This is a genomic window from Enterobacter sp. EGD-HP1, assembly GCF_000733275.2.
GTDB lineage: Bacteria > Pseudomonadota > Gammaproteobacteria > Enterobacterales > Enterobacteriaceae > Enterobacter.
In genome coordinates this window covers 508,739-531,053 of the sequence record NZ_AVOP01000012.1, presented here as the reverse complement: position 1 = coordinate 531,053, position 22,315 = coordinate 508,739, and the positions used below count along the sequence as shown (strand labels likewise).

The window sequence follows — 22,315 nt, the reverse complement described above, 5'->3', positions numbered from 1 at the left end:
TCACCCGGAGAGCAAGCTCTCCTGTGCTACCGCTCGACTTGCATGTGTTAGGCCTGCCGCCAGCGTTCAATCTGAGCCATGATCAAACTCTTCAATTTAAGTTTGATGCTCGTGAATTAAACTTCGTAATGAATTACGTATGTTCACTCAGAGACTTGGTATTCATTTTTCGTCCGAGGACGTTAAGAATCCATGTCACTTTGAGTGCCCACACAGATTGTCTGATAAATTGTTAAAGAGCAGTGCCGCTTCGCTTTTCGCAGCGGCGCGGGGTGTGCATATTACGCTTTCCCGCTTCAGAGTCAAGCGTTTATTTTCGCTTTTCTCTGCTGACCCGGCGGCGTGTGTGCCGTTGTTCCGTGTCAGTGGAGGCGCATTATAGGGAGTTATTCCGAAGCCGCAAGGGTAAAGTGAAAATTATTTACTGACCGCTCACTTTCCAGGCAAAACTAACTCCAGACCTCAATTTTCGCCTGGTTTTTAAACAAAAACGAGCCGCAAGCGGCTCGTTTTTGCGTTTTGTGACTTACTGCACTGCCACAATACGATCGTCGTTGGCTTCCAGACGAATAACTTTGCCCGGAATCAACTCTCCGGAGAGGATCTGCTGCGCCAGCGGGTTTTCGATCTGCTGCTGGATAGCACGTTTTAATGGACGCGCACCGTACACCGGATCGTAACCATTCTCGCTCAGGAGCTTCAGCGCCTCATCGGAGATGTGAATTTCATACCCACGCTCTTCCAGACGTTTGTACAGACGCTGCAGCTGGATCTGCGCAATCGACGCAATGTGTTTCTCACCCAGAGGATGGAATACCACCACTTCATCAATACGGTTGATGAATTCAGGACGGAAGTTATGGCTCACGACACCCAGCACCAGATCTTTCATATGGCTATAGTCCAGTTCACCGAAACGTTCCTGAATCAAATCGGAACCCAGGTTCGAAGTCATAATGACAACCGTATTACGGAAGTCGACCGTTCTCCCCTGCCCGTCTGTCAGACGACCATCGTCCAGCACCTGAAGCAGGATGTTGAACACATCCGGGTGCGCTTTTTCCACTTCATCCAGCAGGATGACGGAATAAGGGCGACGGCGAACCGCTTCCGTCAGATAACCACCTTCTTCATAACCGACGTATCCCGGAGGCGCACCGACCAGACGCGAGACGGAGTGTTTCTCCATAAACTCGGACATGTCGATACGCACCATCGCATCGTCGCTGTCGAACATAAAGTTAGCCAGCGCTTTACACAGCTCGGTTTTACCGACGCCGGTTGGCCCCAGGAACAGGAACGAACCAATCGGACGGTTTGGATCGGACAACCCTGCGCGGCTACGGCGAATGGCGTTGGAAACCGCCTCAACCGCTTCGTTCTGACCAATCACCCGGTTGTGGAGATCCTGCTCCATGCGCAGCAGTTTTTCACGCTCGCCTTCCAGCATGCGCGCCACGGGAATACCGGTCCAGCGAGCAAGCACTTCCGCGATTTCTGCGTCCGTCACTTTATTACGTAACAGACGCATCGTTTTTCCTTCTGACTGCGTCGCTATCTCAAGCTGTTTTTCCAGCTCAGGAATTTTGCCGTACTGCAGTTCAGACATCCGCGCCAGATCGCCGACACGGCGAGCCTGCTCAATGGCAATTTTTGCCTGTTCGAGTTCAGCTTTGATGGTCTGAGTGCCGGAAAGGGATGCTTTCTCGGCTTTCCACTCTTCTTCCAGCTCAGAATACTGGCGCTCTTTATCGTCCAGTTCTTCATTGAGCATATCAAGGCGTTTCTTACTGGCTTCATCAGACTCTTTCTTCAGCGCCTGCTGTTCCAGCTTGAGCTGAATAATGCGTCGGTCGAGTCGGTCCAGCTCTTCCGGTTTCGAGTCAATCTGCATACGAATGCTCGAAGCCGCTTCATCAATCAGGTCGATCGCTTTATCCGGCAGCTGACGGTCAGCAATATAACGATGTGAAAGCGTTGCCGCAGCAACAATTGCCGGGTCAGTGATCTGCACGTGATGGTGCAGCTCATAGCGCTCTTTCAGACCACGCAGGATCGCGATGGTATCTTCAACGCTTGGCTCAGCAACAAACACTTTCTGGAAGCGACGTTCCAGCGCAGCATCTTTCTCAATGTACTGACGATACTCGTCCACCGTAGTGGCGCCGACGCAGTGAAGCTCACCGCGCGCCAGCGCAGGTTTCAGCATGTTCCCGGCATCCATCGCGCCGTCCGCTTTACCGGCTCCTACCATAGTGTGCAGTTCGTCGATAAACAGAATAACGTTGCCTTCCTGCTTCGCCAGGTCGTTAAGCACGCCTTTCAGACGCTCTTCGAACTCACCGCGGTATTTCGCACCAGCCACCAGCGCGCCCATATCCAGCGCCAGCACGCGGCGGCCTTTCAGGCCTTCCGGCACTTCACCGTTGACGATACGCTGCGCCAGCCCTTCAACAATGGCGGTTTTACCGACACCCGGTTCACCAATCAGCACCGGGTTGTTCTTGGTACGACGCTGCAGTACCTGAATCGTACGGCGAATTTCTTCATCACGGCCGATAACCGGGTCAAGTTTGCCCTGCTCAGCACGCTCGGTCAGATCGACCGTAAATTTCTTCAAAGCCTGACGTTGGTCTTCGGCTCCCTGATCGTTCACGCTTTCACCTCCGCGCATTTTCTCAATCGCCTGAGTCACATTGGCGGTGGTCGCACCGGCAGATTTCAGCAGGTCGGTCAAGGTACCGCGTGATTCAAGCGCCGCCAGAACAAACAGCTCTGACGAAATAAAGTTGTCCCCACGTTTTTGCGCCAGCTTGTCGCAAAGGTTAAGCACGCGTACCAGATCCTGCGACGGCTGAACGTCGCCGCCGGTACCTTCTACCTGCGGCAAACGGCTCAGCGCCTGATCGATAGCGGTGCGTAACTGGCCAGCATTAATGCCAGCGGACGTTAATAAAGGACGTACCGATCCCCCTTCCTGATTCAGCAAGGCGCTCATTAAATGAAGAGGTTCGATAAATTGGTTGTCGTGCCCCAGTGCGAGGGACTGGGCATCGGCGAGAGCAAGCTGGAATTTATTAGTAAGACGATCCAGACGCATAACTCCTCCCATAACAGGTCAAATTTGCTACTGGAGATTAAATGAGGTCATCCCTCAATTATTCAAGGTTAATGACCTGAATTATGTGAAAAGAAAACGGCACGTACCGGATCGTCTTGATTCTTTAGGTTATATCAGCCAAATAAAACTTGCCATACGTCCCGTGGTCTTGTCGCGGCGATAGGAGAAAAAATCACCCTTTTCGGTGAATGTGCAGCGATCGCCGCCGAAGATCTGCGTCACGCCGACGTTATTCAGGCGCTGGCGGGCGAGCTGGTAAATATCGGCCAGATATTTCTCCCCCGAAGGCAGGAAGGCTTCCACCGCTTGCGGATCTTTTTCCATAAAGGCTTCGCGAACCTCTGGCCCCACTTCAAAAGCGCGAGGACCAATGGCCGGGCCAAACCAGGCCATAATATTGGCGGGCTCATCGTTAAAGCAGGCGACTGTTTCTTCGAGCACGCCTTCACACAGACCACGCCAGCCCGCGTGTGCTGCTGCCACCTCGGTACCTGCACGGTTACAGAACAGAACCGGCAGACAATCCGCGGTCATTACGGCACAAACGGTTCCCGGAGTATTACTGTATGAGGCATCAGCGCGTTTAGAAGCATAGGGTTCCCCCGTCAACTTCAGCACCGCATTACCATGAACCTGTTCCAGCCAGACCGGTTTCGACGGCAAGTTCCCCGCAGCAAACAGACGCCTGCGGTTCTCTTCAACGTGTTCCAGGTTGTCGCCACAGTGCGCACCGAGGTTCAAAGACGCCCACGCGCCCTGGCTAACACCGCCAATACGGGTTGAACTGCAGGCAGCCACGCCTGCAGGCAATGGCCACTCCGGGACAATCAGTTTGGTCATAACCAGTCCACTTGATCCTTATGTTCTTCGAAATCAGCACGCATGGCGTCAATAAGGTCCACCATATCCTGCGGGATAGGCGCATGCCACTCCATCTGAATACCGGTGATAGGGTGATAAAGACGCAGCATGGTCGCGTGCAGCGCCTGACGATCGAATTTACGCAATACGCTGATGAATTCATCCGATGCGCCTTTAGGCGGACGCGGACGACCACCGTAGACCTGATCCCCCACCAGCGGATGGGTGATGTGGGCCATATGCACGCGGATCTGGTGCGTACGCCCGGTTTCCAGACGCAGACGCAGACGCGTATGAATACGGAAGTGTTCCATAATGCGATAGTGCGTCACCGCCGGTTTACCCATCGGATGCACCGACATATGGGTACGTTTGGTTGGGTGACGGCTGATTGGTTCTTCCACCGTTCCGCCAGAGGTCATATGCCCAATGGCTACCGCTTCATACTCGCGGGTGATTTCGCGCAGCTGCAGCGACTCCACCAGTCGAGTCTGAGCAGGAACGGTCTTCGCCACCACCATCAAGCCAGTGGTGTCTTTATCCAGACGGTGCACGATGCCCGCGCGCGGGACATCTACGATCGGCGGATAGTAATGGAGAAGTGCGTTAAGTACCGTACCGTCAGGGTTCCCCGCGCCCGGATGAACAACCAGGTCGCGCGGCTTGTTGATCACCAGAATGTCATCATCTTCATACACGATGTCCAGTGGGATATCCTGCGGCTCGAAGCGGATTTCCTCTTCGATTTCAGCATTGATGGCGACAGCTTCCCCACCTAACACTTTCTCTTTTGGTTTGTCCCAGATCTTGCCGTTTACCAGCACGCGCTGGTCAAGGATCCATTCTTTTATGCGTGAACGCGAATAATCAGGGAACAATTCGGCCAAAGCCTGATCTAAGCGTTGACCGAGCTGATTTTCGGAGACTGTTGCGGTGAGTTCTACTCGTTGTGCCATAAACTGCTTCTTCGTTTAACGTTGGGTTTTACGGCTTTGCCGTTTAATATAGTGTGCTATTGTAGCTGGTCTTAATCGGGAGCAGGAACAGAGTTTCTCCCGGACAAACATTTGAGGAAAGTCAAAACGTCATGACGCGCATGAAATATCTGGTGGCAGCGGCCACGTTGAGCCTGGCTTTGGTGGGCTGCTCCGGTTCAAATGAACAGGTCCCTGACAATCCGCCGAATGAAATCTATGCGACTGCACAACAAAAGTTGCAGGACGGTAACTGGAAACAGGCGATAACGCAACTGGAAGCGTTGGATAATCGCTATCCATTTGGTCCGTATTCGCAGCAGGTACAGTTAGATCTCATCTATGCATACTATAAAAATGCCGATCTGCCGCTGGCTCAGGCAACCATCGATCGTTTCATGCGTCTGAACCCGACTCATCCTAACATCGACTATGTGATGTACATGCGCGGCCTCACCAACATGGCGCTGGACGACAGTGCGCTGCAGGGCTTCTTCGGCGTGGATCGTTCCGACCGTGACCCGCAGCATGCGCGTGATGCCTTCAATGACTTCTCCAAGCTGGTGCGCGGCTATCCGAACAGCCAGTACGTGACCGACGCCACCAAGCGTCTGGTGTTCCTGAAAGATCGTCTGGCGAAATATGAATACTCTGTGGCGGAATACTATACCCGCCGTGGCGCATGGGTTGCCGTGGTTAACCGCGTAGAAGGTATGCTGCGTGATTATCCGGATACTCAGGCAACGCGCGACGGCCTGAAGCTGATGGAAAATGCTTACCGTCAGATGCAGATGACCGCTCAGGCGGAAAAAGTGGCGAAAATCATCGCCGCGAACAGCAGCAACACCTGATCTTGCCTCAATGCAAAACGGCAGCCCAAAGGCTGCCGTTTTTTTATTCATTTTAGCGCGTCGCCGAAGCGCGTTAGCCTCAACACATCCAGTCAACTATGGCCCCAATTTTTGCCTTCGACAAGGTAAATCTCGCCTCTTCCTGCCCTGCCTCACAAAAAAGATTCCCTGACAAAAACCGACAAAATAACGTGATCTAAATCACACATTTTGACATTAGGTCGGGTATGCTGGAATCACCAAGACGGAAAGACAAGAGGTAAAATTTATGACAATGAACATTACCAGTAAACAAATGGAAATTACTCCGGCAATCCGCCAGCACGTCGCAGACCGTCTCGCCAAACTGGATAAATGGCAAACTCATTTGATTAATCCACATATCATCCTGTCCAAGGAGCCGCAGGGTTTCATCGCTGACGCAACTATCAATACTCCAAACGGCCATCTGGTCGCCAGCGCAAAACACGAGGATATGTACACCGCTATTAACGATTTGATCAACAAGCTGGAACGGCAGCTCAATAAAGTGCAACACAAAGGTGAAGCCCGTCGCGCCGCAACATCGGTGAAAGACGCCAGCTTCGCGGAAGAAGTTGAAGAAGAGTAATCCTTTAAATTGAGTGTACCGCCAACGCGCCTTCGGGCGCGTTTTTTGTTTTTTATTGACAGGGTGAAAACAGTACGGGTACTTTAACGGTATCAATCACAGGATGACTTTATGAAACTTACGCCGTTCTTCTTCGCATTCTTTTTTACCTTCCCCTGACTGGGAGGCGTTTCGTCGTGTGATAAAGAATGCGAAGACGAACAACAAGGCCTCCCACAGCGGGAGGCCTTTTTTATTGATAACGATAAAATGAGACAGGCAACACTATGACACCGGAAAACCCGTTACTGGATCTGCGCGTAAAAATCAGCGCGCTGGACGAGAAATTACTGGCGCTGCTGGCCGAACGCCGCGCGCTCGCCGTCGAAGTGGGCAAAGCCAAGCTGGACTCCCATCGCCCGGTACGTGATATCGACCGCGAGCGCGATCTGCTGGAACGGTTGATCCAGCTCGGTAAAGCGCATCACCTCGATGCCCACTACATCACCCGGTTGTTCCAGCTCATCATCGAAGACTCCGTCCTCACCCAGCAAGCGTTACTCCAGCAGCATCTGAATAAAACCAATCCGCACTCTGCGCGTATCGCCTTCCTCGGGCCGAAGGGCTCTTATTCTCACCTGGCCGCACGTCAGTATGCCGCACGCCATTTTGAAGAGTTTATCGAGAGCGGCTGCGCGAAGTTTGCCGACATATTTAATCAGGTTGAGACCGGCCAGGCGGATTACGCCGTGGTGCCGATTGAGAACACCAGCTCCGGCGCCATCAACGACGTCTACGATTTGCTGCAGCACACCAGCCTGTCGCTGGTTGGCGAGCTGACGATCCCTATCGATCACTGCGTGCTGGTCTCCGGCTCCACCGACCTGAGCAAGATCGAGACGGTCTACAGTCATCCCCAACCGTTCCAGCAGTGCAGCCAGTTCCTGAACCGCTATCCGAACTGGAAAATTGAGTACACCGAAAGCACCTCGGCGGCGATGGAAAAAGTGGCGCAGGCTAACTCCCCAACCGTCGCTGCGCTCGGCAGTGAAGCGGGTGGCGCGCTGTATGGTTTACAGGTGCTGGAACGCAATCTGGCGAACCAGACGCAAAACATTACCCGCTTCGTCGTGCTGGCCCGCAAGGCAATCAATGTGTCAGACCAGGTGCCAGCCAAAACCACGCTGCTGATGGCCACCGGCCAACAGGCCGGTGCGCTGGTTGAAGCCCTGCTGGTGCTGCGTAACCACAATCTGATCATGACCAGGCTGGAATCACGCCCAATCCACGGCAACCCGTGGGAAGAGATGTTCTACCTCGATATCCAGGCCAACCTCGAGTCTGCTTCCATGCAGAAAGCCCTGCGCGAACTGGGCGAGATCACCCGTTCCATGAAGGTGCTGGGCTGCTATCCGAGCGAAAACGTGGTCCCGGTTGACCCGGCTTAACGTTCGATAAACCGACTTTTCTTCATCCCTGCCACGCTCACCGGCAGGGTGAAGATAGCGCCGGAAAGCGGATACTTCGCCACCTCCTCCGCATCCATATTTTCCCGCGTGGTGGTAATAAACAGCGTTTTCATGTCATCTCCGCCAAAACAGACCATCGTCGGGCAACGTACCGGCATGCGGTATTCTTCCAGTTGCTCACCTTGTGGCGAAAAACGCGCAATACGCCAGCCGTCAAACAGCGCGCTCCAGTAGCAGCCTTCCGCATCCATGGCCGCGCCGTCCGGTATCCCTTCGCCCTCTTTAAACTGACGAAACACCTCACGCCTGCCGGGTTCGCCCTGCTCGTCAAGCGGCGTGCGGTAAATAACGCCGTTTGGCGTATCTGAAGTAAACATCCATTGATTATCCGGACTAAACGCTAAGCCGTTGTGCCCGTGAATATCGCACTGGATCACTTTCGGCGTCAGGTCGTTGTCGATGCGCATCAGCAGGGCACCGTTGTAATATCCCGGCCCCCAAAACGTGCCCGCATAGAACCGCCCCAGAGAATCAGTGCCGCCGTCGTTAAAACGTGCGAGCTGTGGGTTAGAAGGGTTATCACACACCTTGCGGCGCAGCAGGCCGTGTTTATCGGTCAGCCAGATACCCGTTCTCATCGCAACGATAAAACCACCCTGCTCGCGCAGCGCGAAACAGCCCACCTCCTCATGGAAAGAGAGCACGGTGTGTTCTGCCGTCGGCAGATGGTAGCGGTGGATCTCTCCTTCCAGAATATCGGCCCAGTAGAGCGCGTGCTCTTCTGCGCTCCACGTCGGGCATTCAGGCAGATGCCCGGTGTAATTCAACAGCAGCTGCGGTTCGGCCATGACAGTTCCCCAAAATAAAAAAAGCCAGCATTGCTGGCTTTCAGTATATACATCATCGCATTACTGGCGACTGTCATTTGCCTGGCGCAACAGCGTCCGGCTCTCACTCTGGAAGCGCTGCGCGTAATCGCCAAACCAGTGCTCGACCTTGCGGAAGCTATCGATAAACGCCTGCTTGTCTCCGTGCTCCAGCAGCGTAATGGCTTCACCAAAGCGCTGATAGTAGCGCTTGATGAGCGCCAGGTTGTTCTCGGAGGACATAATAATGTCCGCGTAAAGCTGCGGATCCTGAGCAAACAGGCGCCCGACCATCGCCAGCTCCAGACGATAGATAGGTGAAGAGAGTGCCAGCAGCTGTTCAAGCTGCACGTTCTCTTCCGCCAGATGCAGACCGTAGGCAAACGTCGCAAAGTGGCGCAGCGCCTGAATGAACGCCATATTCTGATCGTGCTCAACCGCGCTGATGCGATGCAGTCGCGCACCCCATACCTGAATCTGTTCCAGGAACCACTGATAGGCTTCCGGCTGACGGCCATCGCAGTAAACCACCACCTGCTTTGCCAGGCTGCCGCTGTCCGGGCCAAACATCGGATGCAGACCCAGCACAGGACCGGTATGCGCAGCCAGCATGGCCTGCAGCGGACCATTTTTGACGGAGGCCAGATCCACCAGGATGCAGTCTTTCGGTAAAGGAGGCAGCTTTTCGATGATCTGCTCCGTCACGTGGATCGGCACGCTGACGATAACCATCCCGGCATCTTTCATGAGTTCCGGAGCATGCGCCCAGTCCTCTTTTTCCAGAATGCGCACCTGATAGCCAGAAAGCGTCAGCATTTTTTCAAACAGACGCCCCATCTGCCCTGCACCGCCGACAATCACCACCGGACGTAACGACGGACAGAGGGTTTTGAAGCCTTTATCGTTTTCGCTGGAATAGGATTCCCGCATCACGCGACGCAGAACATCCTCAATCAGGTCTGGCGATACGCCCAGCGCCTGCGCCTCTTTACGGCGGGAGGCCAGCATAGAGGCTTCGCGCTCCGGGACGTAAATCGGCAGGCCGTATTTGCTTTTCACCTCACCCACTTCGGCAACCAGCGCCATGCGGCGCGCCAGCAGGTCCAGCAGCGCCTTATCCACTTCATCAATTTGATCGCGCAGTGCGGTCAATTCAGCAACCATAACTAACCTCTTAAGCCAGACGCGTCGCCAGCTGGCCGTTCAAATCTTTGTGGATCTCACGCAGCAGCGCATCGGTCGTCTCCCAGCTGATGCAGGCATCCGTCACGGAGACGCCGTGCTTCATTGCACTGCGCGGTTGTTCAGATGATTGATTGCCTTCATGAATATTGCTCTCAATCATCAGACCGATAATCGAACGATTGCCATCTTTGATCTGTGCGACCACGGACTCCGCAACCGCAGGCTGGCGACGGTAATCTTTATTCGAATTACCATGACTGCAATCTACCATCAGTGCCGGGCGCAGTCCCGCCTGCTCCATCTCTTTTTCACACTGCGCCACGTCCGCCGGGCTGTAGTTAGGTGCTTTCCCGCCGCGCAGGATCACATGCCCGTCCGGGTTGCCCTGCGTTTGCAGAAGGCATACCTGGCCCGCCTGGTTGATACCGACGAAACGGTGCGGCATGGCGGCAGCGCGCATAGCGTTGATCGCCGTCGCCAGGCTGCCATCGGTACCGTTTTTAAAGCCAACCGGCATCGACAGGCCAGAGGCCATCTCGCGGTGGGTTTGCGATTCTGTAGTACGCGCGCCAATTGCGGACCAGCTGAACAGATCGCCCAGGTACTGCGGGCTGTTCGGGTCCAGCGCCTCGGTTGCCAGCGGCAGCCCCATGCTGACCAACTCCACCAGCAGGCGACGCGCAATCTTCAGGCCTGCTTCCACATCAAACGAGCCATCCATGTGCGGATCGTTAATCAACCCTTTCCAGCCAACGGTTGTACGTGGCTTCTCAAAATAGACGCGCATCACCAGATAGAGGCTATCGCTGACCTCCTCCGCTAATGCTTTAAATCGACGAGCGTACTCAATGGCGGTTTCAGGATCGTGAATGGAGCAAGGACCGCATACCACCAGCAGGCGCGGATCGCGGCCGGCGATAATGTCAGAAATGGTCTGGCGAGAGTGCTCGATCTGAGCCTCCTGCGCGACGCTCAGCGGAAACGCCGCTTTCAGTTGCTCCGGAGTGATTAAAACCTGTTCGTCAGTGATATGTACGTTGTTCAGCGCGTCTTTTTGCATGATGGCGATCCTGTAAAGCTCGTTTGCGATAGTTGTTTTCCTCAATGAGGTGAAACCACGATACCATAAAAAGTAAACATTTCAATCCAAAATACGTACACATTAGTTTACACAAGCCAATTTATTGCAAAAATCAGCCGATAAAAACGTAAACTTTAAATTACAGACGATTTTTCTTTAGCCAGGCTATGCTGAAGAAAAAAGGAGAATGGCTATGCGTTCAATTGCTCTCGCGCTGTTGTCGCTGTTTTTAACGGGCTGTCAGATCAATCCTTATACCTTCCAGCCCGACTGGACCAGCCCATCCTGGTTTGATGCCGGTAAAGAAGACGCCATGAATGGCCTGCCGGTTAAAGATAACCAGGCCCTGGCCGATAGTTTTAACGACACACACGTTGATCGTAGCGAATATCTTCGCGGCTATGCTGATGGTCAGAAGAAAGTCTGCGAAGAAGGTTTTATTCATGCCTGGGGATTAGCAGGCAAATCTTTCCCTGCCAGCTGCGATACTGCCGAAAACGCGGCAAAACTGCGTGCGTCATGGCAGAAAGGGATGGATGAAAGTATGCGTTCCAGCAGACTGAATTAAGGCTATTTTTATCCACCGGAAAATAAACAACAGTAGGATTTAGCTTAGGTCAGCCTCAGGCTATTTCTGACATAATGACGGCTCTGATAAACAATGGTATTCTGCCCGCAACTCTTAAGGACATCTATTTCCGGAGCGATGTGGCGGATTCTGGTGAGAAAATTATTCTTGATCTCTTTTTTCCGACTCACTCTGGTGTTAATGCTGTTCCTTATGGTGGGCCCTGCGGCGGCAGGCACGCTTACGGAAACGGATAAATCGGTACGCTCCATTGTCTCAGGCATTGTGAGCTATACGCGATGGCCGTCACTTTCCGGTCAGCCTAAACTCTGCGTCTACGCCACTTCTCACTATACGCATGCCCTCAGCGGCGATGTGGGCCATAGCGAGTTACCCTATACTCCCGTTATTGTACGTAACGATCGGGAAGCCCTGGCCGCAACGTGCGATGCGATTTATTTCGGGTCTGAATCACCGGCAAAACAACTTGAATTAATAAGTCAATATCAGGGCAGAGCATTGCTATTAATCTCAGAGCAAAATCCGGAATGTGTAATTGGCAGTGCCTTTTGCCTGATAATCGATCGCGGCCAGGTTCGGTTCTCCGTTAACCTGGATGCATTGACGCGCAGTGGCGTAAGAGTCAATCCGGATGTATTAATGCTTGCACGGAATAAGCAGCATGGATAAAGATTTCACTTCAACGCCGCGTCCGACGTTTAAAAGAACATTGAGGCGAAACAGCATGATAAGCGTCATCATCACGATGACGTTAATATGGCTGTTGCTCTGTTTTGCTTCCGTCGTAACCTTAAAACAATACGCGCAAAAGAATCTCGAATTAACCGGCGCCACAATGAGCCACAGCCTGGAAGCCTCTCTGGTGTTCAACGACTCGCTCGCGGCCAACGAAACGCTGGCCGCCCTCGGCAAACAGGGCCAGTTTGCGCAGGCCGAGGTTATCAACGCGCATAAAAATCGGTTTGCCTACTGGTCCTGGAACCCGGAAGATAACAACGACACGCTGGGCGCGCTGGTCAGCCGCTGGCTTTTCCCCGTACCGGTTGCGCAGCCCATTATGCATAACGGCTTAACGATCGGCGAAATTCGCCTTACCGCGCGTGACAGCCTGATTAGTCATTTCATCTGGACGTCGTTTGCCGTTCTGACCGGCTGCATTCTTTTTGCTACCGCCGTCGCGCTCGCCATTACCCAGTCTTTGCATCACGGCATGGTCACGGCCCTGCAAAACATTACCGACGTCGTGCATGACGTACGCACGAACCGCAATTTCTCCCGTCGGGTGAAAGATGGCCGTATCGAAGAATTTCACCAGTTTGGTGAAGACTTCAATAGCCTTCTGGATGAGATGGAAGAGTGGCAGCTGAAACTCCAGGCGAAAAACGCTCAGCTGTTGCGTACCGCCATGCACGACCCGCTCACCGGTCTTGCCAACCGCGCTGCGTTTCGTAACAGCATTGCGGCCTTAATGAACGACCCGTCTGCCAAAACGAACTCGGCCCTGCTCTTCCTCGACGGTGATAATTTTAAGTTTATTAACGACACCTGGGGACACGCGGCGGGAGACTGCGTGCTGATTGAAGTCGCCAGCAGGATGATGGAGTTTGGCGACAAACGTCATCAGTCATACCGCCTTGGCGGTGACGAATTCGCCATGGTGCTTTACGGCGTGCACTCTGAGCTTGAGGTTCAACACATTTGTGCTGCGCTTTCGCAGCAGTTTATCCGTCCGTTTGATCTTCATAACGGACAAAAAACATCGATGTCACTCAGCATTGGCTTTGCTCTGGCGTGGGAAAATGCTTCCGTGGAAGCATTACTGGAGAGGGCTGACCGCAACATGTACCAGGTGAAAAACCAGCGTACGAAAACAACAAGTTAGAAAGGATACACTATGTTAAAACGTTACTTCGCGCCGATAGTTCTGGCCTCACTGGTTCTGGCAGGCTGTCAGTCGCCGCCGAAAGGTAAATTTACTCCTGAGCAAATTTCGGCGATGAAGTCTTACGGTTTTAACGAACTGAACGGTGACTGGTCGCTTGGCATGTCGGACACCATCCTGTTTGATAAAAATGACGCCAGACTGCGCCCGGAAAGTGAAACGCAGATCCAGTCCATGGCCTCTCGCCTGGCGGAAACCGGCCTGAACCACGCGCGAATGGACGGTCACACGGATAATTACGGTGAAGAAAGCTACAACGAAGCGCTGTCGTTAAAACGCGCCAATGCCGTGGCCGATGCCTGGGCGAAGGGGGCAAATATCCCGCGCAGCAATCTCACCACGCGGGGATTAGGTCAAAAATACCCGGTTGCGAGCAACAGTACCCCGAAAGGGCGCGCTGAAAACCGCCGCGTCGCAGTGGTTATCAGCACACCATAGGGTTATTTAGCGGATGATTCGGCGAGCGTCACCCTGGTTGCCGCTCGCCAGCGCAGCCAGTCCACCAGAACAAACAGCGCCAGACTCACGCCCATGACCGGCAAGGCCAGCCCCAGCAATACGCTGATTATCACCGTTCCCCCTCTTGCCCATCCCGACAGCGCCAGCCAGCTCTGGCAAAGCGTCTGCAGCGGATCCACGGCCGATTGCGCCGGCCGACGCATCCACCACATCCGGTATCCCCAGATAATGAGCACGCACAGTGCGAGGCCGAACGCCACGAGCAGAAGCTGATTCACCAGCCCGAATAAGATCCCCATATGGAAATCCACGCCCCAGCGGGTCAGTTTTGCCATTAGTGGGAAATCCTCGAAACGGGTTCTGTCCAGGACCTGCATCGTAGAAGGATCAACCGCAACGGCGTCCACCTGGGTCGGCCAGCTGCGATCGATTTCCGTCACGGTCCAGGCGCGATCCGCCGTTTTCGCCGGGCGGATCTCCAGCCTGTTGGCATCAATTCCCGCGTTACGCGCCGCGCTTAACACCCCATCAAACCGCGTCAAATCCATCGCCACCGGCATCATCATTCCACCGTGATGACCACGGTGTTCGGCGTGCTCATCCACGATCTCCTGTTGGCCGGAAAGCGTCGTGTTCACCTGCGGGGTGAGCCAGTTCATCTCTGCCCGCAGCCTGTCGACGTTCCCTCCTGCCCACTGGGACCAGGTCAGGCCGGTTGCCGAGAACAACAGCATTCCCCCCAGCAGACTCCAGCCCAGGGCCACATGCAGGCGACGACGATTCTGGAAGCGATTGTTGATCCGCCGTTTGGGTCGGGTATAAAACCACAGGGCAGCACCGCCCAGCGCGGCAACCCACATCCAGGAGGCGGCAAGCTCGCTGTAGAGCCGACCCACGTCGCCCAACATCAAAGAGGTATGCAGGTAATCAATGGTCTGACGCAGCGGTAAAATCCCGCTGGTGCCGTATACCGTCATATCTCCCAGCACCGCCAGGCTTACCGGATCAATAAAAATAGCCCGGTTCTCCGTTGGCCCGAGCGCCGGGTCAGCAAACATCACGCGGGTGGTTTCCCCTTCAGCCAGCCCCGGACGCACGGCGTGCAAACGCACATCCAATCCAACGGTTTTTTCCGCCACGGCGATTTGTTCCGCCAGCGGCTGCCGCTCGCCCACGGATTTTGTGTGGAGCGCGTGCCGGTAGAGCGCATTCTCCAGCTGCGGGGTCGCCACATACAGCGTCCCGGTCAGCGCGGCAAAGAAGATAAACGGGCCTACAAACAGCCCAACGTAGAAATGGAGGCGACGCAGCAGGTTTCCCCATGCCGCGCGCGGAGTGCAGGTAGTCATACTTTTCCTTTTTAAGGCAGTAAGTTATCGATTTATTTTTAAAGGGAAAAAGCAGACTGCCGCGGCGGCGCGCGGGTATCAGGGTAAAGCCAGGGGAAAAAGTGCCAGTGGCTGACCGCCTGGCGCGGCGGCTTAACGCGAAGCCTCTGCAGCACCACGCTGAGCAGAACGATCAGCGCCAGCATCACGCCAGGGACGTGCGCTAACAACACACAGTAACCGCACGCTTCCGCATGATCGACAGGCATCGTGTGCGGCATATCGTTGTGATGCTCATCCATCGACATCATGCTCACGTCATGATGCATGCCCGGCATCGCGCTCATGGGATCTTTCTGCAGCGAGACGGAGATAAGCGGCGCCACCACGATCAGCAGGATCGCAAACAGCGCGGTCAATGCCGCTGCGCGTTTCCGGTTAGGCTGATGCAGTACGTTATCCACGTCCCCTCCACTCAAGAGGCAAGCATTGTAAATGATTTATGACAAAAGGGTTAACGTGAGAAATGCGCAGGGATAAAAAAAGGGCCAGCCTTTCGGCCAGCCCTTTCTAACAGGATGTCGCTTAAGCGAATCTTAGTTCAGACGCTCTTTAATACGAGCAGACTTACCAGTACGCTCACGCAGGTAGTACAGTTTAGCTTTACGTACAGCACCACGACGTTTAACAGCAATGCTGTCAACTACCGGAGAGTGAGTCTGGAAGACACGCTCAACGCCTTCGCCGTTGGAAATTTTACGAACAGTGAATGCAGAGTGCAGACCGCGGTTACGAATAGCGATAACCACGCCCTCGAATGCCTGCAGACGTTTTTTGGAACCTTCAACAACCCATACTTTCACTTCCACGGTGTCACCTGGACGGAAGGAAGGTACGTCCTGCTTCATCTGCTCTTGTTCAAGTTGCTTAATAATGTTGCTCATAATTTAATCTCTTATCCTGGGTAAACTGATATTCGGGAGCGTATTACGCATTCCCATCATGTTCATGCTGCTGGTGCGCGTGTTCAGTTTTGAACTCGGCCAGCAACTTTGCTTGCTCTTCAGTCAGAGCCAGGTTTTCCAGAAGTTCAGGTCTTCTAAGCCAGGTTCGGCCCAGCGACTGCTTCAAACGCCAGCGATGTATCTCGGCATGGTTTCCAGACAGTAACACCGCCGGTACTTCCATCCCTTCTAACACTTCAGGACGAGTATAGTGTGGACAGTCCAGCAACCCATCGGCAAAGGAATCTTCCGTTGCCGAAGCTTCATGGCCCAGAACCCCCGGAATGAACCGGGCGACGGAGTCAATCAGCGTCATTGCGGGTAACTCACCACCGCTGAGAACGTAATCGCCGATAGACCATTCTTCGTCAATCTCGGTTTGAATTACGCGCTCATCTATCCCTTCGTAGCGCCCACAGACCAGAATCAGCTTTTGATTCGTCGCCAGTTCGCTCACGCCCGCTTGATCAAGCTTGCGTCCCTGAGGTGACAGATAAATCACCTTTGCGCCTTCACCTGCCGCGGCTTTTGCTGTGTGAATGGCGTCCCGTAAGGGTTGCACCATCATTAGCATCCCCGGTCCGCCGCCGTAAGGACGATCGTCCACGGTACGGTGCCGGTCATGAGTAAAGTCACGAGGACTCCAGCTCTGGATGCTCAGCAGGCCATTCTTTACTGCCCGGCCAGTTACCCCGTAATCGGTAATCGCGCGGAACATTTCAGGAAACAGGCTAATTATGCCAATCCACATAGCGCCGTCTTTTACCGTTTATCCGGAGAATTTAAAAACCAGGATCCCAATCTACTTCAATGGTTTGAGTAGTGAGATCGACTTTCTTGATAACCTGTCCATCGAGGAACGGAACCAACCGCTCCTTGATGCCAAATGCATCTTTCAGGTTTGCCTTAATGACGAGAACGTCATTTGACCCGGTTTCCATCATATCGATGACTTTCCCCAGGCTGTAGCCTTCAGTAGTGACTACCTGGCAACCCATAAGGTCTTTCCAGTAGTAGTCGCCCTCTTCCAGCTGTGGCAACTGCGACGAATCCACGACAATTTCACAATTAGTCAGCGCATTCGCGGCATCACGATCGTCAATGCCTTTCAGCTTGATGATGATGTCCTGATTGTGGTGACGCCAGCTTTCCAGCTCGACCTCTTCCCACTTACCGCCTTTCTGGATAAACCAGGGCTGGTAATCAAAAATGCTATCAGCGTCTTCAGTGGAGGAAAACACTCTGAGCCAACCACGGATACCGTAGCAAGAACCCATTTTTCCCAATACGATCGGTTCAACAGGTGCTTTATTGCTCATCATGACCACCGTGACAGATTAAGCTGCTTTGTTTGCTGCTTTGATCAGCGTAGCAACGCGATCGGAAACAGTAGCGCCCTGGCCAACCCAGTGAGCGATACGATCCAGATCCAGACGAGTTTCTTCTTCTGCGCCAGCGGCCAGTGGGTTGAAGAAACCAACGCGCTCGATGAAGCGACCGTTGCGTGCATTACGGCTGTCAGTCACAACAACCTGGTAGAACGGACGCTTTTTAGCGCCGTGACGAGCTAAACGAATAGTAACCATAACATCCTCTTGTGTGAATAAAACAACCGGGCCCCATCGAGGAACGGAGCCCGGGTGTCATATTAAAAGCCCGAAAATTTTACTCATTTTCGGGCAAAAAGCAATCTCAAAAGCGATTAACGCCCTGGAAAACCGGGAGGCATCATCCCTTTCATACCGCGCATCATCTTCGCCATGCCGCCTTTCTTCATTTTCTTCATCATGCGTTGCATGTCGTCGAACTGTTTCAGAAGACGGTTAACATCCTGTACCTGCATGCCGCAACCGGCTGCGATACGGCGTTTACGGGAACCTTTGATGATGTCCGGGTTAGCGCGTTCTTTGAGGGTCATCGAGTTGATGATCGCCTCCATACGCACCAGCACCTTGTCATCCATCTGCGCTTTCACGTTGTCAGGGATCTGGCCCATGCCCGGCAGTTTGCCCATCAGACTGGCCATGCCGCCCATGTTTTTCATCTGACGCAGCTGCTCAAGGAAGTCGGTGAGATCGAAACCGTCGCCTTTTTTCAGCTTGCTGGCCAGCTTCTCGGCCTGCGCGCGGTCAACCTTGCTCTCGATATCTTCGATCAGCGACAGCACATCGCCCATGCCGAGGATACGGGAGGCAATACGATCCGGGTGGAACGGCTCCAGCGCTTCAGTTTTCTCGCCCACGCCGAGGAATTTAATCGGCTTACCGGTGATGTGACGAATGGAGAGCGCCGCACCGCCGCGGGCGTCACCGTCCACTTTGGTCAGCACCACGCCGGTTAACGGCAGCGCTTCGTTAAACGCTTTCGCGGTATTCGCCGCATCCTGACCGGTCATGGCGTCGACAACGAACAGGGTCTCTACCGGGTTGATAGAGGCATGCACCTGCTTGATCTCGTCCATCATCGCTTCGTCAACGTGCAGACGACCGGCGGTATCCACCAGCAGCACGTCGTAGAATTTCAGCTTCGCTTCTTTCAGCGCCGCGTTAACGATGTCGACAGGCTTCTGCGCCACGTCGGACGGGAAGAAATCCACGCCGACCTGCTCGGCCAGGGTTTCCAGCTGTTTGATCGCCGCCGGGCGATAGACGTCCGCAGAGACCACCAGCACTTTCTTCTTGTGCTTTTCACGCAGGAACTTACCCAGCTTACCGACGCTGGTGGTTTTACCCGCACCCTGCAGGCCCGCCATCAGCACCACGGCCGGCGGCTGAGCCGCCAGGTTAAGCACCTGGTTCTCTTCGCCCATCGCCGAAACCAGTTCATTACGAACGATTTTGACGAACTCCTGACCCGGGGTCAGGCTCTTGTTAACTTCATGACCAACCGCCTTCTCTTTTACGCGGTTGATAAAATCACGAACAACCGGCAACGCGACGTCTGCTTCCAGCAGCGCCATGCGCACTTCGCGCAGCGTTTCCTTGATGTTCTCTTCAGTAAGGCGTCCGCGGCCGCTGATGTTGCGCAGCGTGCGCGACAAACGATCGGTTAAATTATCAAACATTGTCTCTCGCCTGAGTAGAAACGTTGGGCCGCCATGGGCGACACATACACAGAATTTTGCCGGAGTATAACATGAAGGCGCCTTTGTTGTTATGCAACGGTTGGAGCAGGCGTCACGTAACGTTATACTGCTTCTCTTTCTTATTAAGACAACTGTCGATGCCTATATGCCTGTTTTCGCACTGATCGCCCTTGTTGCCTACTCTGTCAGCCTCGCGCTGATCGTTCCTGGACTGCTGCAAAAAAACAGCGGCTGGCGGCGCATGGCTATTCTTTCCGCGGTGATCGCACTGATTAGCCACGCGTTTGCGCTGGAATCACGCATCATTCCCGGCGACGGCAGCGTGCAAAACCTGAGCGTCCTCAACGTCGGCTCGCTGGTCAGCCTGATGATCTGTACGGTAATGACCATCGTCGCGTCTAAAAATCGCGGCTGGCTGCTGCTGCCGATTGTCTACACCTTCGCGCTGATCAATCTGGCGCTCGCCACCTTTATGCCTAATGAATTCATTACGCATCTGGAGGCTACCCCGGGGATGCTGGTCCACATCGGCCTGTCGCTATTTGCCTACGCGACGCTTATCATCGCCGCGCTTTACGCCATGCAGCTCGCCTGGATTGACTACCAGCTGAAAAACAAAAAGCTGGCGTTTAACCATGAGATGCCGCCGCTGATGGTCATTGAGCGTAAGATGTTCCACATCACCCAGGTGGGCGTAGTGCTGCTGACGCTGACGCTCTGCACGGGCCTGTTTTACATGAAGAACCTGTTCAGCGTGGAGAATATCGATAAAGCAGTGCTCTCCATCATCGCGTGGTTTGTCTATATTGTCCTGTTATGGGGCCATTATCATGAAGGCTGGCGCGGTCGTCGCGTGGTCTGGTTCAACGTCGCGGGTGCGGGCATTCTCACCCTTGCCTATTTTGGCAGCCGCTTCATACAGCAATTTGCTGGCTAAGTAACAAAAGGAGTTCCCCCTGGAACACATCTCTACCACCACGCTGATCGTTACGCTGATCGTCATGGTGGTCATCTCCGCCTATTTCTCCGGCTCGGAAACCGGCATGATGACCTTAAACCGCTACCGGTTACGTCATCGTGCTAAACAGGGTAACCGTGCCGCACGTCGCGTTGAAAAACTGCTCCGCAAGCCGGATCGCCTGATAAGCCTGGTGCTCATCGGCAACAACCTTGTCAACATTCTGGCCTCCGCCCTCGGCACTATTGTCGGGATGCGCCTGTACGGCAACGCCGGGGTGGCGATTGCTACCGGCGTGCTGACGTTCGTGGTGCTGGTGTTTGCCGAAGTGCTGCCGAAAACCATCGCCGCGCTTTACCCTGAGAAAGTCGCCTACCCGAGCAGCTTCCTGCTGGCACCGCTGCTGATCCTGATGATGCCGCTGGTCTGGCTGCTGAACATGGTGACGCGCGTACTGATGCGGATGGTGGGGATCAAAGCCGATGTGACCATCAGCAGCGCGCTCAGCAAAGAAGAACTTCGTACCATCGTGCATGAATCCCGCTCGCAGATCTCCCGGCGCAATCAGGACATGCTCCTGTCGGTGCTGGATCTGGAAAAGGTGAGCGTAAATGACATCATGGTGCCGCGTAACGAAATCGTCGGTATCGACATCAATGACGACTGGAAAGCCATCGTCCGCCAGCTGACGCACTCCCCGCACGGGCGCATTGTGCTGTATCGCGACTCGCTGGATGACGCCATCAGCATGCTGCGCGTGCGTGAAGCCTACCGTCTGATGACCGAGAAAAAAGAGTTCACCAAAGAGGTGATGCTGCGCGCCGCCGACGAGATTTACTACGTGCCGGAAGGCACCCCGCTCAGCACGCAGCTGGTGAAATTCCAGCGCAACAAGAAGAAAGTTGGCCTGGTGGTTAATGAGTACGGCGACATTCAGGGGCTGGTGACGGTCGAAGATATTCTGGAAGAGATTGTCGGGGACTTTACCACGTCAATGTCGCCTTCCCTCGCGGAAGAGGTCACCCCGCAAAACGACGGCTCGGTGCTGATTGACGGAAGCGCGAACATTCGCGAACTCAACAAAGCCTTTAACTGGCATTTGCCGGAAGATGAGGCTCGCACAATTAACGGGATGATTCTGGAGGCGCTGGAAGAGATCCCGGCGGCGGGCACGCGGGTGCGCATTGAGCAGTACGATATTGATATCCTGGACGTGCAGGACAACATGATTAAGCAGGTGAAAGTCCTGCCCGTTAAACCCCTGCGCGAAAGTATCGCTGAGTAAGGCTGTAGGCCGGGTGAGGCGAACGCCGCCACCCGGCACTACGGATGGCAAATTACGCTTTCGCTTTCGCCACGGTCACCATCGCAGCGCGAATGGTACGGCCGTTCAGGGTGTAACCTTTCTGCATCACGCCCAACACTTTACCGGCTTCTACCTCTTCGGACTCCACCATGGCAATCGCCTGGTGAACGTTTGGATCCAGCGGAACGTTGGTATCGGCAATCACTTCCACGCCAAACTTGCGCACTACGTCGAGCATGGATTTCAGCGTCAGTTCGATACCTTCGATCATCGCCGCGTTGTCCGGATTCGCTTTGTCAGCCACTTCCAGCGCGCGATCGAGGCTATCAATTACCGGCAGCAGTTCATTGACGAACTTCTCCAGCGCAAATTTATGCGCCTTCTCAACGTCCTGCTCGGTACGGCGACGCAGGTTTTCCATTTCCGCCTTGATGCGCAGAACACCATCGCGTTCGCGATTCTGTGCTTCTACCAGCTGGGCTTCCAGATTCGCAATTTTTTCATCGCGCGGGTCCACCTGCTCAGCAGATGCGTCTGGCTCTACAGCCTCAACTTCATCGTGCTGTTCCGTGATAATTTCTTCAGGGGCTTGCCCCTCAGGCGTTTTCTGTTCTTTACTACTCATGAATTTCTCCGCGTTTTTCTGC

At 54.2% G+C, this 22,315-nt stretch carries 24 protein-coding genes, 1 rRNA gene and 1 other annotated feature; of the genes, 10 read left to right on the top strand and 15 right to left on the bottom strand.

What is annotated here, in order from left to right; translation table 11 throughout:
- The 4 genes from N037_RS11625 to rluD form a co-directional block, all read right to left on the bottom strand.
- Positions 1-98: ribosomal RNA gene (locus N037_RS11625) — 16S ribosomal RNA — on the bottom strand; the annotation flags it as partial.
- A gap of 428 nt (positions 99-526) precedes the next feature.
- The gene (gene clpB, locus N037_RS11620; RefSeq protein WP_032640988.1) at positions 527-3,100 is read right to left on the bottom strand and encodes an ATP-dependent chaperone ClpB; all 2,574 of its coding nucleotides are present in this window, start codon (positions 3,098-3,100) and stop codon (positions 527-529) included.
- Positions 3,101-3,229: 129 nt separating this feature from the next.
- Positions 3,230-3,961 carry a purine nucleoside phosphorylase YfiH gene (gene yfiH / locus N037_RS11615; protein ID WP_032640986.1) on the bottom strand — a complete coding sequence of 244 codons (732 nt, stop codon included), beginning with the start codon at positions 3,959-3,961 and terminating at the stop codon, positions 3,230-3,232.
- Positions 3,958-4,938 (bottom strand): 23S rRNA pseudouridine(1911/1915/1917) synthase RluD, encoded by a 981-nt coding sequence (gene rluD, locus N037_RS11610; RefSeq protein WP_023333072.1) that lies wholly within the window; start codon positions 4,936-4,938, stop codon positions 3,958-3,960. The genes yfiH and rluD overlap by 4 nt, the downstream gene beginning before the upstream one ends.
- A gap of 131 nt (positions 4,939-5,069) precedes the next feature.
- Between rluD and bamD the strand changes: the two genes are divergently transcribed.
- The 4 genes from bamD to pheA all read left to right on the top strand — a co-directional run bounded on the left by bamD (position 5,070) and on the right by pheA (position 7,844).
- The gene (gene bamD, locus N037_RS11605) at positions 5,070-5,807 is read left to right on the top strand and encodes an outer membrane protein assembly factor BamD (RefSeq protein WP_023308867.1); all 738 of its coding nucleotides are present in this window, start codon (positions 5,070-5,072) and stop codon (positions 5,805-5,807) included.
- 268 nt (positions 5,808-6,075) lie between these two features.
- Positions 6,076-6,417 (top strand): ribosome-associated translation inhibitor RaiA, encoded by a 342-nt coding sequence (raiA, locus tag N037_RS11600; protein ID WP_003863162.1) that lies wholly within the window; start codon positions 6,076-6,078, stop codon positions 6,415-6,417.
- A 110-nt stretch (positions 6,418-6,527) separates the two neighbouring features.
- Positions 6,528-6,653: a sequence feature (Phe leader region), on the top strand.
- A complete protein-coding gene (gene pheL, locus N037_RS24870) occupies positions 6,529-6,576 on the top strand; it encodes a pheA operon leader peptide PheL (protein ID WP_100249759.1) in 48 nt (15 codons plus the stop codon). It overlaps the preceding feature by 48 nt.
- Before the next feature lie 30 nt (positions 6,654-6,683).
- Positions 6,684-7,844 (top strand): bifunctional chorismate mutase/prephenate dehydratase, encoded by a 1,161-nt coding sequence (gene pheA, locus N037_RS11595; RefSeq protein ID WP_023333073.1) that lies wholly within the window; start codon positions 6,684-6,686, stop codon positions 7,842-7,844.
- Here the strand turns inward: pheA and N037_RS11590 are convergent.
- From N037_RS11590 to aroF, 3 genes are read right to left on the bottom strand one after another with little or no spacing between them, the layout of a single operon-like run.
- Positions 7,841-8,713, bottom strand: a complete 873-nt coding sequence (locus N037_RS11590) for an SMP-30/gluconolactonase/LRE family protein (RefSeq protein WP_032640984.1) — start codon at positions 8,711-8,713, stop codon at positions 7,841-7,843. The genes pheA and N037_RS11590 overlap by 4 nt on opposite strands.
- Before the next feature lie 60 nt (positions 8,714-8,773).
- Positions 8,774-9,895, bottom strand: a complete 1,122-nt coding sequence (tyrA, locus tag N037_RS11585; RefSeq protein WP_023333075.1) for a bifunctional chorismate mutase/prephenate dehydrogenase — start codon at positions 9,893-9,895, stop codon at positions 8,774-8,776.
- 10 nt (positions 9,896-9,905) lie between these two features.
- Positions 9,906-10,976 carry a 3-deoxy-7-phosphoheptulonate synthase AroF gene (gene aroF / locus N037_RS11580; RefSeq protein WP_032640982.1) on the bottom strand — a complete coding sequence of 357 codons (1,071 nt, stop codon included), beginning with the start codon at positions 10,974-10,976 and terminating at the stop codon, positions 9,906-9,908.
- A gap of 214 nt (positions 10,977-11,190) precedes the next feature.
- On the opposite strand from aroF, the gene N037_RS11575 reads away from it, so the two are divergent.
- The 4 genes from N037_RS11575 (at position 11,191) to N037_RS11560 (ending at position 13,966) form a co-directional block, all read left to right on the top strand.
- On the top strand, positions 11,191-11,565 hold the full coding sequence (locus tag N037_RS11575; protein WP_023333077.1) for a DUF2799 domain-containing protein: 375 nt from the start codon (positions 11,191-11,193) through the stop codon (positions 11,563-11,565).
- Positions 11,566-11,703: 138 nt separating this feature from the next.
- Complete coding sequence (locus tag N037_RS11570; RefSeq protein ID WP_055726125.1) at positions 11,704-12,255, top strand: YfiR family protein; 552 nt, start codon at positions 11,704-11,706, stop codon at positions 12,253-12,255.
- The gene (gene dgcN / locus N037_RS11565; RefSeq protein WP_032640980.1) at positions 12,248-13,468 is read left to right on the top strand and encodes a diguanylate cyclase DgcN; all 1,221 of its coding nucleotides are present in this window, start codon (positions 12,248-12,250) and stop codon (positions 13,466-13,468) included. Before N037_RS11570 ends, dgcN begins: the two co-directional genes overlap by 8 nt.
- Positions 13,469-13,480: 12 nt before the next feature.
- Positions 13,481-13,966, top strand: a complete 486-nt coding sequence (locus N037_RS11560) for an OmpA family protein (RefSeq protein ID WP_023333080.1) — start codon at positions 13,481-13,483, stop codon at positions 13,964-13,966.
- A gap of 2 nt (positions 13,967-13,968) precedes the next feature.
- Here N037_RS11560 and N037_RS11555 read toward each other — a convergent pair whose 3' ends face one another.
- The 7 genes from N037_RS11555 to ffh form a co-directional block, all read right to left on the bottom strand.
- Entirely contained in the window at positions 13,969-15,336 is a 1,368-nt protein-coding gene (locus N037_RS11555; protein WP_032640978.1) for a PepSY-associated TM helix domain-containing protein, read from the bottom strand.
- A 38-nt stretch (positions 15,337-15,374) separates the two neighbouring features.
- Entirely contained in the window at positions 15,375-15,779 is a 405-nt protein-coding gene (locus tag N037_RS11550; protein WP_032640976.1) for a DUF2946 domain-containing protein, read from the bottom strand.
- 132 nt (positions 15,780-15,911) lie between these two features.
- A complete protein-coding gene (rplS, locus tag N037_RS11545) occupies positions 15,912-16,259 on the bottom strand; it encodes a 50S ribosomal protein L19 (protein WP_002914145.1) in 348 nt (115 codons plus the stop codon).
- Between the two features lie 43 nt (positions 16,260-16,302).
- Positions 16,303-17,070 (bottom strand): tRNA (guanosine(37)-N1)-methyltransferase TrmD, encoded by a 768-nt coding sequence (gene trmD / locus N037_RS11540; protein ID WP_032640974.1) that lies wholly within the window; start codon positions 17,068-17,070, stop codon positions 16,303-16,305.
- Between the two features lie 31 nt (positions 17,071-17,101).
- Complete coding sequence (gene rimM / locus N037_RS11535) at positions 17,102-17,641, bottom strand: ribosome maturation factor RimM (protein WP_032640972.1); 540 nt, start codon at positions 17,639-17,641, stop codon at positions 17,102-17,104.
- 15 nt (positions 17,642-17,656) lie between these two features.
- A complete protein-coding gene (gene rpsP / locus N037_RS11530) occupies positions 17,657-17,905 on the bottom strand; it encodes a 30S ribosomal protein S16 (protein WP_003863133.1) in 249 nt (82 codons plus the stop codon).
- 116 nt (positions 17,906-18,021) lie between these two features.
- Entirely contained in the window at positions 18,022-19,383 is a 1,362-nt protein-coding gene (ffh, locus tag N037_RS11525; RefSeq protein ID WP_014884878.1) for a signal recognition particle protein, read from the bottom strand.
- Positions 19,384-19,549: 166 nt separating this feature from the next.
- Here ffh and N037_RS11520 point away from each other — a divergent pair, with 166 nt between their 5' ends.
- Together N037_RS11520 and N037_RS11515 are read left to right on the top strand one after the other, a co-directional pair.
- Positions 19,550-20,341, top strand: a complete 792-nt coding sequence (locus N037_RS11520; protein ID WP_014884879.1) for a cytochrome C assembly family protein — start codon at positions 19,550-19,552, stop codon at positions 20,339-20,341.
- A 19-nt stretch (positions 20,342-20,360) separates the two neighbouring features.
- Positions 20,361-21,647 (top strand): HlyC/CorC family transporter, encoded by a 1,287-nt coding sequence (locus N037_RS11515; protein WP_032640969.1) that lies wholly within the window; start codon positions 20,361-20,363, stop codon positions 21,645-21,647.
- Positions 21,648-21,699: 52 nt separating this feature from the next.
- On the opposite strand, the gene grpE is transcribed toward N037_RS11515, so the two are convergent.
- The gene (gene grpE / locus N037_RS11510; protein WP_023333122.1) at positions 21,700-22,293 is read right to left on the bottom strand and encodes a nucleotide exchange factor GrpE; all 594 of its coding nucleotides are present in this window, start codon (positions 22,291-22,293) and stop codon (positions 21,700-21,702) included.
- Positions 22,294-22,315 lie beyond the last annotated feature (22 nt).